The 12,472-nt window shown below is 35.1% G+C and carries 14 protein-coding genes; 3 read left to right on the top strand and 11 right to left on the bottom strand.

The features are described 5' to 3' along the window. Window positions 1-43: 43 nt before the first annotated feature. From ACFPVY_RS04135 to pyrR, 3 genes are all read right to left on the bottom strand, one after another. Window positions 44-376 (bottom strand): ribonuclease Z, encoded by a 333-nt coding sequence (locus ACFPVY_RS04135; protein ID WP_379790501.1) that lies wholly within the window; start codon window positions 374-376, stop codon window positions 44-46. Between the two features lie 79 nt (window positions 377-455). After that, window positions 456-1,385, bottom strand: coding sequence for an aspartate carbamoyltransferase catalytic subunit (locus ACFPVY_RS04130; protein ID WP_379790500.1), 930 nt, complete (start codon window positions 1,383-1,385; stop codon window positions 456-458). An 83-nt stretch (window positions 1,386-1,468) separates the two neighbouring features. Continuing rightward, window positions 1,469-2,008: a bifunctional pyr operon transcriptional regulator/uracil phosphoribosyltransferase PyrR gene (gene pyrR / locus ACFPVY_RS04125; protein WP_379790499.1), complete on the bottom strand. Its 540-nt coding sequence runs from the start codon at window positions 2,006-2,008 to the stop codon at window positions 1,469-1,471. 200 nt (window positions 2,009-2,208) lie between these two features. Between pyrR and ACFPVY_RS04120 the strand changes: the two genes are divergently transcribed. Continuing rightward, a complete protein-coding gene (locus ACFPVY_RS04120; protein ID WP_379790498.1) occupies window positions 2,209-2,373 on the top strand; it encodes a hypothetical protein in 165 nt (54 codons plus the stop codon). A gap of 308 nt (window positions 2,374-2,681) precedes the next feature. On the opposite strand, the gene ACFPVY_RS04115 is transcribed toward ACFPVY_RS04120, so the two are convergent. Next, complete coding sequence (locus tag ACFPVY_RS04115; RefSeq protein WP_379790497.1) at window positions 2,682-4,298, bottom strand: ABC-F family ATP-binding cassette domain-containing protein; 1,617 nt, start codon at window positions 4,296-4,298, stop codon at window positions 2,682-2,684. Window positions 4,299-4,522: 224 nt separating this feature from the next. Between ACFPVY_RS04115 and ACFPVY_RS04110 the strand changes: the two genes are divergently transcribed. Then, window positions 4,523-5,935 (top strand): TlpA family protein disulfide reductase, encoded by a 1,413-nt coding sequence (locus ACFPVY_RS04110; RefSeq protein ID WP_379790496.1) that lies wholly within the window; start codon window positions 4,523-4,525, stop codon window positions 5,933-5,935. A gap of 152 nt (window positions 5,936-6,087) precedes the next feature. Here ACFPVY_RS04110 and fsa read toward each other — a convergent pair whose 3' ends face one another. From fsa to ACFPVY_RS04090, 4 genes are all read right to left on the bottom strand, one after another. After that, window positions 6,088-6,744 carry a fructose-6-phosphate aldolase gene (gene fsa / locus ACFPVY_RS04105; protein WP_379790495.1) on the bottom strand — a complete coding sequence of 219 codons (657 nt, stop codon included), beginning with the start codon at window positions 6,742-6,744 and terminating at the stop codon, window positions 6,088-6,090. 40 nt (window positions 6,745-6,784) lie between these two features. Next, window positions 6,785-7,321, bottom strand: a complete 537-nt coding sequence (locus tag ACFPVY_RS04100) for a hypothetical protein (protein WP_379790494.1) — start codon at window positions 7,319-7,321, stop codon at window positions 6,785-6,787. A 169-nt stretch (window positions 7,322-7,490) separates the two neighbouring features. Continuing rightward, on the bottom strand, window positions 7,491-8,003 hold the full coding sequence (locus tag ACFPVY_RS04095) for a M15 family metallopeptidase (RefSeq protein ID WP_379790493.1): 513 nt from the start codon (window positions 8,001-8,003) through the stop codon (window positions 7,491-7,493). A 10-nt stretch (window positions 8,004-8,013) separates the two neighbouring features. After that, window positions 8,014-8,649, bottom strand: coding sequence for a hypothetical protein (locus ACFPVY_RS04090; protein ID WP_379790492.1), 636 nt, complete (start codon window positions 8,647-8,649; stop codon window positions 8,014-8,016). 183 nt (window positions 8,650-8,832) lie between these two features. Between ACFPVY_RS04090 and ACFPVY_RS04085 the strand changes: the two genes are divergently transcribed. Further along, a complete protein-coding gene (locus ACFPVY_RS04085) occupies window positions 8,833-9,204 on the top strand; it encodes a hypothetical protein (protein ID WP_379790491.1) in 372 nt (123 codons plus the stop codon). Between the two features lie 16 nt (window positions 9,205-9,220). Here the strand turns inward: ACFPVY_RS04085 and ACFPVY_RS04080 are convergent, their stop codons facing one another. Genes ACFPVY_RS04080 through ACFPVY_RS04070 form a run of 3 tightly spaced genes read right to left on the bottom strand, consistent with a single transcriptional unit; the run spans window position 9,221 to window position 12,472 of the window. Beyond that, window positions 9,221-9,448, bottom strand: coding sequence for a hypothetical protein (locus ACFPVY_RS04080; RefSeq protein WP_379790490.1), 228 nt, complete (start codon window positions 9,446-9,448; stop codon window positions 9,221-9,223). Then, window positions 9,426-9,923: a phage holin family protein gene (locus tag ACFPVY_RS04075; protein ID WP_379790489.1), complete on the bottom strand. Its 498-nt coding sequence runs from the start codon at window positions 9,921-9,923 to the stop codon at window positions 9,426-9,428. Before ACFPVY_RS04075 ends, ACFPVY_RS04080 begins: the two co-directional genes overlap by 23 nt. Next, on the bottom strand, window positions 9,923-12,472 hold the full coding sequence (locus ACFPVY_RS04070) for a hypothetical protein (protein WP_379790487.1): 2,550 nt from the start codon (window positions 12,470-12,472) through the stop codon (window positions 9,923-9,925). The genes ACFPVY_RS04075 and ACFPVY_RS04070 overlap by 1 nt, the downstream gene beginning before the upstream one ends.

Raw genomic sequence — 12,472 nt, 5'->3', positions numbered from 1 at the left:
TTATGAGTTGAAAATCTAGTTTCTAACTACTCAATTTAAAATACTAAAAACCTAAATCACGTTCAATTTCTTCCATTTCAATAATATCGTGCGCTTCCTGAACTGTTGGCACGACATTCATCTCATCTGGAACTTCATTAAAATCGAAATCTTTGACTACGATTACAAAAGATTTCTTTGCTTTTCTATGTTTGTTTGAAAGCGATAAAAAAGACAAAACATTTTCTAAAGTAACGCTTTTATCTTCTGAAATATCTAAAACCAAATTCTGATTTTTGAAATTTGCGTAGTCTTTTGTTATGTTTTCAAGGAAAGATTTTACGTTTCCTTCAGTTTCTTTTATTGTGGTTGTATGTGATTTTTTTTCTATGTTCATTTTTTAAAGTTTCTAATTACAAAGTATCTAAGTCGCTAAGTTCTCCACTTTTGCCTTTTGCCTAATTTCTCTTGCCTAATTACTGCTTAATCTTTGAAGCCAGTAAGTAAATCACCGCCATTCGAACAGCAACTCCATTTTCCACTTGGTTCAAAATTACAGATTGTTGTGAATCAGCAACGTCAGAAGAAATTTCAACACCACGATTTATCGGACCTGGGTGCATAATCACGATTTCTTTATTTAATGAATCAAGTAACGCTTTGTCCACGCCATATTGCTGTGCATATTCTCTTGTGGAAGGGAAATAATTCACGTCCATTCTTTCATTTTGAACACGAAGCATATTCGCAACATCGCACCATTCTAAAGCTTTTCTCAAGTTTGGTTCCACCGTAACTCCAAGTGATTCGATGTATTTTGGGATCAACGTTTTTGGTCCGCAGACTTTCACTTCAGCGCCTTGCATTTGCAAAGCATAAATATTAGAAAGCGCTACTCTTGAATGCAGAATATCTCCAACGATTACTACTTTTTTTCCGGCAACTTCTCCTAATTTTTCTCTAATTGTAAAAGAATCCAGCAAACCTTGAGTCGGATGTTCGTGTGCTCCGTCACCAGCGTTTACTATACTTGCATTCACATTTTGGGACAAAAAATAAGCCGCACCAGGATTGGAATGTCGCATCACAACCATATCCACTTTCATCGAAAGAATGTTGTTTACGGTATCGATCAAAGTTTCTCCTTTTTTAACCGAAGACTGTGCTGCAGAAAAACTGATTACGTCAGCAGAAAGTCTTTTTTGGGCAAGTTCAAAAGATAATTTTGTTCTCGTACTATTCTCAAAAAATATGTTGGCAATGGTAATATCTCGAAGCGAAGGCACCTTTTTAATCGGGCGATTGATGACTTCCTTAAAATGATCGGCAGTTTCAAAAATAAGGTCAATATCTTGTTTGTTGATATATTTTATTCCTAATAAATGATTTACGCTTAATTCTTTCATTTTTTGTTTAAATGTTAATTTGTAAATCGTTTAATCGTTAGCGTTGCGGTTAAACAAATTAACGATTTAGCGATTAAACGTTTTTAATTCGTTATTAAGTAAACTAAATCTTCGCCTTCTTGCTCTTTCCAGCTCACTTTGACTTTTTCATTATTAATGGAATCGACTTGGCGTCCGCGATAATCGGGCTGAATTGGCAAATGACGGCTAAAACGACGGTCGATTAAAACCAAAAGCTCTATTTCTGAAGGTCTTCCAAAAGATTGAATGGCAGTCAATGCCGAACGAATGCTTCGGCCAGTGTACAAGACGTCATCGATAAAAATGACTTTTTTATTTTCTACCAAGAAATTGATTTGGGTTTTATTGGCTTCCAAAGGCTTTTCGGTTCTTCTAAAATCGTCTCTAAAAAAAGTGATGTCTAAATAACCAAGTGCTATTTTTTCTACCTTATATTCTTGCTCTAAAATTTCTTTAAGACGTTCGGCCAAAAAAACACCACGAGGCTGGATTCCCACAAGAATCGTGTCTGAAAAATCAAGATGTTTTTCAATTAATTGGCAGGCCAAACGATGCAGAATGATATTGACTTCTTTTGAAGTAAGCAATATTTTTTGACTCATAATGAAGTGTTGTGTTTGGTTTGTAAAAGTAGCTAAAAAATGGTTTTGAGAAAAATTAAATGTTGCTTTTGACTTGAAATTATATGTTATTGGAATTATATAATCTAAAAATTAAATCGTGTAATCCTTTTCTTTGTAAAACAAGAGACCTTTATAAAACAAATAATAGAACATTTATAAACCTTTTAAAACCAAAAATTATGAACAAGATACAAAGAATGTGCGTTATTCTTTTGATACTTCTTTCTTTCTCAAGTTGTGAAGTTGTTGAAGGAATTTTTAATTTTGGCGTTGGCGTTGGCGTATTTATTGTAATTGCGGTTCTTGCCATCATCATTTGGATCATCAGCAGATTTAGAAAATAATATAAAAGAAAACCACCAAAAACCAACCAACTCTTTTAAACTAAAAAATCCCGTACTTGATTGTTACGGGATTTTTTTATTTTATAAATTTTGATAATCTGTGTTGCTAAAAGTTTTATTTTGGAACACGGATTCGAGAAATTTGTAAAATTTATTTTTTTATAATATAAAATTACTGCTGATTACTTCATCGATTTGAATTTGGTTCTCGGGTCGCAGATTGAAAGCGAAAAAAATCTGTAGATCTGCGGAAAAAAAATGCCACAAACAAACGTCTGTGGCAAAATATTTTTAAGATCTAAAGAAATTTAAGAATACATTTTCTTTCTCAATTCTTGTACTTTTTCATCATCAAGATAATCGTCAAACGTCATGTATCTGTCAATAGCACCTTTTGGTGTCAATTCAATAATTCTATTTCCCACCGTTTGCGAGAATTCGTGGTCATGAGTTGTGAAAATCACAGAACCCTTGAAATTTTTCAGAGAGTTATTAAAGGCCGTGATCGACTCTAAATCTAAGTGGTTTGTTGGTTCGTCAAGCATTAAAACATTGGCTCTTTCCATCATCATTCTTGAAAGCATACAGCGTACTTTTTCTCCTCCAGATAAAACGCGGCTGGTTTTCAAAGCTTCTTCTCCAGAGAAAATCATTTTCCCCAAAAATCCACGGATGAAAACTTCATCACGCTCTTCTTCGGTTTTTGCATATTGACGCAACCAATCTACCAATGTCAAATCATTTTCAAAAAACGAGTGATTCTCAACAGGTAAATACGCTTGATTTGTGGTAATTCCCCAATCAAAAGTTCCGGCGTCTTGCGTTTGATTTCCGTTTAAGATTTCATAAAAAGCGGTTGTTGCACGAGAATCTTTTGAGAATAAAACGATTTTATCGCCCTTTGCCATGTTCAAATCTACGTCTGTGAACAAAGCTTCTCCGTCAACCGAAGCACTTAATCCAACAACATTTAGGATTTGATCTCCTGCTTCTCTTTCTTGTTCAAAAATAATCGCAGGATAACGACGGCTTGAAGGCTTGATTTCAGAAATATTCAACTTGCTAATCATTTTCTTACGAGAAGTCGCTTGCTTTGATTTCGCTACGTTGGCACTAAAACGACGAATGAATTCTTCCAATTCTTGTTTCTTTTCCTCAGCCTTTTTGTTCTGTTGTGCTCTCTGTTTTGCCGCCAATTGGCTAGACTCATACCAAAAAGTATAGTTTCCAGAATAATGGTTGATTTTGCTGAAATCGATATCTGAAATGTGCGTACAAACTGCATCTAAAAAGTGGCGGTCGTGTGATACAACGATTACTGTATTTTCATAATTGGCAAGGAAATTTTCTAACCAAGCAATGGTTTCAAAATCCAAATCATTCGTCGGCTCATCCATAATCAGAACGTCAGGATTCCCGAAAAGCGCTTGCGCCAAAAGCACACGAACTTTCAGTTTTCCTTCTAAATCGCCCATTAAAGTATAATGATTGTCTTCGGTAATTCCCAAACTTGAAAGCAATGAAGCTGCGTCAGAATCTGCATTCCAACCGTTCATTTCTTCAAATTGAACTTGCAATTCACCGATTCTATCTGCGTTTTCATCAGTATAATCTAAGTAAAGCGCGTCCATTTCTTTTTTAACGGCATACAAAACTTTGTTTCCCATCATCACAGTTTCTAAAACCGTGTGTTCGTCAAACATATTGTGGTTTTGGTTTAAAACCGACATACGTTTTCCTGGTTCCAAGAAAACATGACCAGATGTGGGGTCAAATTCTCCGGCTAATATCTTTAAAAATGTAGATTTTCCAGCACCGTTTGCTCCAATAACTCCATAAATATTTCCGTCGGTAAAGACTGTATTTACTTCGTCAAACAAGATTCTCTTGCCAAACTGTACTGATAAATTATTTACTGTTAACATTGATTGTAATTTTTTATAAAAAGTTTTGCAAAAGTAGAAAATTTAGTGCAATTTTCGGCATTCGATTTGATATAGTTTTGAATCAAAAAGAATTAAAGTATTTGTTCAAATAAAATTCCCCTATTTAATTACATTCTAAATAAATACGCCATTTTACATTTAACTATGCCTTAACAGAGAAATCGTTTTCAACCTAATATTTTTGTTTACTAGATCCAAACTAAATGCACAATTTGAAAGTTATTAAAGTATTATCCTTTTCAATTTTGAACTTGCTACTACTTACTTCTTGCAATAAAAAATTTGATCGTGATGATTATAGCGCCTATTTTGGTGGCGAAGTCACAAATCCTTTGAATCGTTATGTTTTATTTTTGAAGGACAATAAAGTTATAGACACAATTCCGCTTGATAGAAACAATCGTTTTTTTAAGAAATTTGACTCTTTAGCTCCTGGTCTTTATACGTTTAAGCACGAACCAGAATATCAATATGTATACTTCGATAAGAACGACAGTTTGATGGTTCGGATGAATTCAAGCGACTTTGACGAGTCTGTGATTTTCTGTGGAAGAGGTGAAGAAAAGAACAATTATCTGATGGAAATGTACCTCAAAAACGAATCAGACAAAGATAAAATGTTTGCCGTTTTTGATTATGACGTAGTTAAATTTAACAAATACATCGATTCTTCGTTTGCTGTTCGCAAGAAATTTTATGAAGCCAAAAAAGAAAAAGCCAAGTGGAATGATGAGTTTGATTATTACGCACTTTCGGCTTTATACTTTCCTTATTATACCAAAAAAGAAATTTATCCGGTTGTTCACGAATTCAGAACCGGAGAAAAAATTACCGGTAAACTTCCAAAAGATTTTTATGATTACCGAAAAGAAATTGATTACAACAATAAGCAATTGACCAACTTTTCGCCTTTTGTAAAGTATCTGACATATATGTTGAACAACAGAGCTTCCGAAAAAATCTCTAACGAAAATTCCTCTCCTTCTGATAAAGCATTGGAATTAAATATTGCAAAACTAAATATAACCGATACTTTATTTGAAAGCCAAGAAATAAAAAATACGGTTTTAAATAATATTGCGTTCGCCTATTTACTTGAAGATCAACACATTATAAACAACAAGAAATTCCTTGATCGTTATAATGAACTTTCTACTGATAAAAGCAATCAGAACGAAATCACGAAAATTGGGAATTCCATCCAAATGCTTAAAGAAGGTAATCCTTTGCCAAGCGTGGAATTGCTGACTTTGAATGGTGAAACTGTTGATAGCAAATCATTAATCAAAGGAAAATCAGTAATTTTTTTCTGGACAGAAAATGCGGAATCTCACTTTGTGGCTGTTCACAAAAAAGTGATGGATTTGAAGAAAAAATATCCAAACTATAATTTTATCGCTATCAATGTTGATGATAATCAAGCAAAATGGACCAACGCTCTAGACAATTATAAATTCGAAAATGTAACTGAATTAAGAGTTAAAAATTTCGAAGATTTAAAAGAAAAATGGGTCATCACAAAAATCCACCGAGCCATAGTTACCAACGCAGACGGCACAATAAGCAACGGATTTGTAAATCTGTTTGATGTAAAATTCGCTGATAATTTAAAGTAAATTTTTAGGCGCTAAGTAAAGAGTTTCTAAGGCTCGAAGTCAAAAAAAATAAAAAATCCCGCTTAGTTTTAAGCGGGATTTTTTTATAATTTGAAATCTGAAAACTATTTACTGCAACTAAAAACTGATCACTGCAAACTGCGATCTGCCAACTATTTGTTTCCTTTTTCAAAATCAGCGACAAACTGCGCCAAACCAATGTCTGTCAAAGGATGTTTCAGTAAACCTTCAATCGCAGAAAGCGGTCCGGTAATGACGTCAGCGCCAATTTTTGCACAGTTCACAATGTGCATTGTATGTCTTACTGAAGCTGCCAAAATTTCTGTTTCAAAACCATAATTGTCATAAATCTCACGAATTTCTTGAATTAAGTTCAAACCGTCTGTTGAAATGTCATCCAAACGCCCGATAAATGGCGAAACATAAGTCGCTCCCGCTTTCGCCGCCAACAACGCTTGTCCGGCAGAAAATACCAAAGTCACATTTGTCTTAATTTCTTTATCAGAAAAATATTTTGCAGCACGAACACCTTCTTTTGTCATTGGCAATTTCACCACAATCTGCGGATGAAGATCAGCCAACTCCTCGCCTTCCTTGATCATTCCGTCATATTCAAGCGCATTAACTTCAGCACTCACATCGCCTTCAACAAGGTTGCAAATGTCCACATAATGCTTTAAAATATTGTTTTTTCCTGTAATTCCTTCCTTTGCCATCAATGACGGATTCGTAGTTACACCATCCAAAACGCCAAGCGATTGCGCTTCTTTAATTTGAGCTAAATTAGCCGTGTCAATAAAAAATTTCATCTGTATATTGTTTGTTTTGTTTTAATTATTTTGAGCTTTTTTATTTACGAAATATTTCTTTCAAGTTATTTTCATAATCAGCTCCAGCTTCAACTTTTGTAATTTCGTCAATATTTATCATAAGCATTTTTCGATCTAGCGAAGAATAGGTACCAAATTCATTAATCACAATTACATCTTCGTCCATTTCAACAATTTCTCCAATAAGAGAAATTCCAGAATCTAAATTTTGGACATTTATTGTGACATATCCAAATTTTTCGGATACAGATTTCAAAACTTCCGTAATTGACCCAACTTGAATTTCTTCTAAATTCTCTATTCTTTTTTCTTTCAAGGCAAATATTTCGGTAGTTGAAATATCATTTCCTTTCCATCTTATTCTGCTAATATCTTCTCTCTTAAAAACTGAAATTCCATTCACTTCACCAATATTTGTAAACTGTTCTAATAAAAGAAATTCGTCGCTAAACTTAACAATGAATCCAAAAGTAGAATCTTCAAATTGATCAGTGTAAATATCTACAAAAGTTTTATCATCTGTGAAATTCTTCAAATATTTCTCCTGCAAACTCATTACTAGTTATTTAAATTTTAAGTAACGAATTTACAATTTATAATGATTCATCAGCATACAACTATTTGAAAACCAATTAATTAATTGTATTTTTTCAGCATGGGTTGGCGTTTGGGTTGATATTTTATCAATACTTATTAACATCCTTCGTTACGCTATGCAAAGATAATTATAATTTGATGTATATAGTACCACTGATATAATCTTTCCTATTATATTTTTCAAAGCATTTTTGCCATGTCAGACCAAAGTCTTTTTGGAAATGAGGAAAATCCCATTTCTTGCCGTTGGTGATGAACCCATTTGTAAATCCAATTGAAGTCAGATACTTTGTGATTTCCAACCAATCAGCGATTCCATCCCCATCCCCATCCCTTTTCATATCCCACGATACTTCTTTGAATAAACCCGAACCATCATCATACAATAAGCAGATATCAAACGCCAACCCATAGTTATGCAGTGATTGACCACCTTTGGCATTTGACACCTTTGGTCCGGGTTTGGTTCGCCCCTGTGCGAAAAGTTCATCTTGTTCTTTAAAGGTTCGAAATCCTTGTGTTATTCGCATTCTAACGCCTTTTCCAAGGATGTTTTTATTTATGTGGTTGATTGCATTTTGCACTTCTAATCGTATCGCAGGATGTAGCAATAGGATTCTTTCATTTGATATTTTGTCCATGTAATATATATCAAAAAAAGTTGAGCGGATCCGGGTAATTTTTCTTCACATCAGATTGATAAACCGTTCTTGATTTGTCGGCAAACTTCTTCACCTCAAATCGCAATGGAATTTCGACAGTCCAATCTTTAATCTTACCACCAGCTTCAATGAAATCTAATTCGAAACTATCTTTATTAATCACATATCCGAATACCCTTTGACCGTCACCACCGTATTGTAATGAATGTTGGTATTTTTCATCTAGCAGTTGCATCAATTTTTTAGGTTCAATTATGAAAAAGTTTCGAGTTTGATACCTTGGTAAGATATATATGAAATAATCTGCTTCTGTGGCATATACACCACTTGGTGACTTGCTGCATGTTTTCTCAAAAAACAAATTTGAACTTTCATACTTGTCGCTTTTGATTTCGAATGTCAAAATCTTTTTGCGTGATGCGGTTAGCGTATCAATTATTTCAAATTTCGAGTCCCATTTTTTCATTTCTGAAACTTTTGTGCTTTCATTCATTTGCAGGAATCGAATTCTTTTTTCTGATGGATTTAAAACTTTATTGAAGCATTCTTGTATAAAACTAATTGATTCCCATTCCCAATACTTTCCCCACTCGCTGTCGCTGTCGAACTTTTTTGTATTTGCCATTTTTATATTGTCTTTTTCTTATATATTTTTTCAGAATGACAACTTTTCAAAAGGGTGGATTTTTTACAGAAAATAATAATTTTAAAATTGTGCGGGTTTTCTCACTTTAATTAAAATATTGCTCGTATGTTTGCTGTAATCAATGAGTTGAAAAATTAATATATACATAAAACAAAAAGGAATATGAAAAAAGTAATACTAATAGGAATCGCAATTTTGGCGATGGCAAGCTGTTCATCATCAGATGATGGGTTTGTGGAAGAAGTTCAAGGAGGCGTAGAAAACCCAACGGCTGGCAATCCAAACAGTGATGGCAATGGCGGGTACAACCAACCATCAAATCAAGGATTTTTAAACACAGGCAATTGTAACGTCAAAATCACAAAATATCGAGTTGATTATTTCAGACATCACAATGATACAACAGTAATAGATATTACGACCGTGCCAATAAATACCATTCCAACTTCGAATGTTCTGATAAGCTGCGGTCAGATAAAGACATCTACGATACAAGCCACTAACATGTTTCGAAAATATGATGCCAACTACTAACTGAAAAACCACTCAATTAGAGTGGTTTTCTTTTTTGTATTTCATCCCGAACTACGCATGCATAGTTATAAAGTTCTTCTTCAACAAAATATTCTAGCATGTTATCAAGCATTACATCGACATCCCTTGTCAAGGGTTGTGCTCCCAAAATTATTTGAAGTTCCCAATCATCAATCATTTCAACCAAGTCAGCTACTGGAACTTCATCAATCTTCACGGTATTAATTGTTAATTTTTTTTTCATCTTTCCCAATTATTTCTTCTACATCCCCTTTTATTTCCTTTGTTCGCATCAATAATTCTTTCAACATCTTCCAAAGATTTACGTTATATATTAATTCGAAGTTTTCCTTGATAGACTTTAATTCTATGTAAATTAGAGTTAAAGCAGCAGCCTTTGTACTAACATAAGGGATATTGAAAATGTGCATCCCTATGTCGTGAAGAACATGAAAATCGATGACAAACAATGAAATCAACACCATCTGATAAAGAAGCATTTTACTTGCTAATCTTGATAGCTTTCTTGATGTAAAAGATTTCCAACCGTTTAATTTTAGTGTTCGAGCAACCCCGAACACCGTGTCTAAAAAAATCGCTACACCCACCGCAATAAGAAGTGGTTTAATCGGTAAGAAAAAAATGAAAAGCGAACTACAAAAGTAGCTTATGCCAGCTTTGGATTTCGCCCAAAGTGCAAGCCAAAATAACTTGTCCATTATTCTATCACCCCCGAAAATGTTCCAGCGTCATCGATTCTAACTCTCCACCTTGTTCCATTAGGGGAAGTCATAATTATTTCATCTGTTGCGACCGAACCCGATGGGAAACTTACCACCCCTGTCGAATCTTTTCGCATTGCGATATTACCCTCACCATCAGCAATGACAACATTATTGGAAACATCACCTAAACCACGGACGGTTCCAACAATTGTATTATTATTTCCACCAATTATTCCAGAACCTTCGGCAATGAAATTACCTGCTGCCAAAACTAAATTCGATGACCCGGTTGTTATGTTTGCGCCTGCATTTCTTCCAACAAATGTGTTATTTTCGGCAGAAGTCAATTGGTTCCCGGCCGCCTGTCCAAGAATTGTTGAACCGTTTAGATGGGTCGCAATTTGCCCGGCACCCATACCTGCGATTAGGTTAAAACCACCTATGGTATTTGCGGAACCCGCATCAACACCAAGAAATGTATTTCTTGTTCCTTCGGTTGCATTTCTTCCAGCGCGATATCCAACTGCAACGTTATAAACGGCATTAGTTTGGTTTCTCAAAGCTTCCATTCCGATAGCAGTATTCCATTCACCAATAGTGTTTGTTCGCATTGCATCATATCCAACAGCAACATTGAAGCGCCCTGTTGTATTGGCACCCAGAGCATTATATCCAACTGCTGTTCCTTGCTGCCCTGTTGTATTGAAACGGAATGTGTTTTGTCCCAAAGCGGTGTTCGCTTGCCCGGTCGTATTTGCATTTAATGCTCTTATCCCCAAAGCAGTATTGAATCCACCTGTCCCACCTTTTAGGGCATCATATCCAAACACAGTATTATCGCCATTATTTGACAAACCGTTGAAAGTGAATCCATTTTTGTTCAGTTTCAATATTGAAGTGGTTGGCAAAGCTGGGTCAGTTGTATCAGTTGTTTGAATTCCTGTTGGTATTATTTCAGTTTTTGAAGTTTCTGATTTCGCTTCAAAAGCTTGTCCAAAAATCTTACCACTAAATTTACCATTACCATCCACATCCAATCTCTCGGTCGGAACTACGCCAAGACCAAAAAAACCGTTAGCACCATTCATCCTTGCATGTTCAGTGAATGATAGGTCAGCGGCTCTTGCACCAAACCTTACATTATCAAAAGTTGCGGAATAAATTTGTAAGCCAGCATCGGGCGTTCCTATCCCGTATCTCTCATTGAAAAAATTAATCGATTTCGAACTTGCTATAAGCTTATTATCTTGTATAGTTTCGACCCCGGTTTTATGCAAAACATCAGTATCATTAGCTAAAAATACCCAATTACTCCAAACACCACTTTGTTGTTTTCTTGTTGCTGTTCTTCCATTAACTACATCAACAGCCAATTGTGTGCATTCATCAAGGGCCATTCTTGTAGTTAAAATGGTACCAAAACTGAAAGGTCTATTTAATGTTGAGTCTGTAAACCTTCTAATACAAGATAAAGGAATGTCATTCAAATCAGATGATAGTATTCCTGTTCCCTGTTCCCATCCTGATATGGCCTTATGTACAACTTTTGCATCATTATCTGCAACAAATTCTTCGCTAGCAAGCTTATAGATTCCATCGACCGTCGGTTGAGGATATTGAATGGTTGAATTTGATAGCGGGTACGGTGTGGTGATGTTTGTTATTTTATTATTCCCACTCGTTTGAATCGTGAATGCTCCATCAGTCAATGATATTCCAGCATTTAATCCAGCTATTCCAGATGATAGCAATATATAACCAGGTTGCACATTAAAACCGCAACTCATGTCATAGCCAGGATATGGCTCAATATCACTCAAAAAAGTTATTCCCGGAACACTCCCGGCAACATCGATTTTCAAATTTGAATTTTGTTCATTAACAACTCCGCCAGCTTGTAACACTCGCCTTAAATTTGGTGCTGGGATGTTACTTAAATTATCATTCACAAATTGTTCAGTAGCCAAAACATAATCATTATCGATAGCTGGCTGAGGAAAGTATATTTTAGAATTTGAAATTGCTGGCTGGGTTGAAATTTCTACAACCTTTCGGTCTTGCTGCCTGATATCGCTACCAGTAGTCAATAAAAAACTACCATTCGCTAACTGCAAATTTGCAGTTTGATATAGGGATTGTGAAGCGAAAAAAACTGAACCCATATAAAGTTCCATGGCCGTTAAGTTGGCACCACCGTAAGCAGAAGATTCTGAACTTTCCGACCTATAAGAAACTATTGGGTAGTCATTTGAAAAATTGACTGTGAAATTGCTACGACCATCGGGTGAAAGGACTTGGTTTCCTTGGTTGACTACTTGTTGGAAAGTTGGAATTTCAGGTGCTGGAAGATTAGCGATTTGTTCGTTGATATCTTGAATCTGAATGTTGATTTCGTTTGAAAGTTCCACCAGATCAGCATTCAACGAATAATCGAAAAATTTGTCTTGTAGTTCCGAAAAGTTATCGTTAACGATAATCATAGCATCACGCAATTTTGCACCGTTGCCACTATTAGGCGTTGCGCCTACATTAATATTTTGCAT

Origin of the sequence: Flavobacterium qiangtangense, assembly GCF_042658345.1 — a bacterium.
GTDB classification, from domain to species: domain Bacteria; phylum Bacteroidota; class Bacteroidia; order Flavobacteriales; family Flavobacteriaceae; genus Flavobacterium; species Flavobacterium qiangtangense.
Note: the sequence above shows the minus strand (reverse complement) of the source record. Positions and strands in the feature narration are given on the sequence as shown.

Coding starts and splice junctions, on each gene's coding strand:
- ACFPVY_RS04135 (WP_379790501.1), bottom strand. CDS start 376: ATGAACATAGAAAAAAAATCACATACAACCACAATAAAAGAAACTGAA.
- ACFPVY_RS04130 (WP_379790500.1), bottom strand. CDS start 1,385: ATGAAAGAATTAAGCGTAAATCATTTATTAGGAATAAAATATATCAAC.
- pyrR (WP_379790499.1), bottom strand. CDS start 2,008: ATGAGTCAAAAAATATTGCTTACTTCAAAAGAAGTCAATATCATTCTG.
- ACFPVY_RS04120 (WP_379790498.1), top strand. CDS start 2,209: ATGAACAAGATACAAAGAATGTGCGTTATTCTTTTGATACTTCTTTCT.
- ACFPVY_RS04115 (WP_379790497.1), bottom strand. CDS start 4,298: ATGTTAACAGTAAATAATTTATCAGTACAGTTTGGCAAGAGAATCTTG.
- ACFPVY_RS04110 (WP_379790496.1), top strand. CDS start 4,523: ATGCACAATTTGAAAGTTATTAAAGTATTATCCTTTTCAATTTTGAAC.
- fsa (WP_379790495.1), bottom strand. CDS start 6,744: ATGAAATTTTTTATTGACACGGCTAATTTAGCTCAAATTAAAGAAGCG.
- ACFPVY_RS04100 (WP_379790494.1), bottom strand. CDS start 7,321: ATGAGTTTGCAGGAGAAATATTTGAAGAATTTCACAGATGATAAAACT.
- ACFPVY_RS04095 (WP_379790493.1), bottom strand. CDS start 8,003: ATGGACAAAATATCAAATGAAAGAATCCTATTGCTACATCCTGCGATA.
- ACFPVY_RS04090 (WP_379790492.1), bottom strand. CDS start 8,649: ATGGCAAATACAAAAAAGTTCGACAGCGACAGCGAGTGGGGAAAGTAT.
- ACFPVY_RS04085 (WP_379790491.1), top strand. CDS start 8,833: ATGAAAAAAGTAATACTAATAGGAATCGCAATTTTGGCGATGGCAAGC.
- ACFPVY_RS04080 (WP_379790490.1), bottom strand. CDS start 9,448: ATGAAAAAAAAATTAACAATTAATACCGTGAAGATTGATGAAGTTCCA.
- ACFPVY_RS04075 (WP_379790489.1), bottom strand. CDS start 9,923: ATGGACAAGTTATTTTGGCTTGCACTTTGGGCGAAATCCAAAGCTGGC.
- ACFPVY_RS04070 (WP_379790487.1), bottom strand. CDS start 12,472: ATGCAAAATATTAATGTAGGCGCAACGCCTAATAGTGGCAACGGTGCA.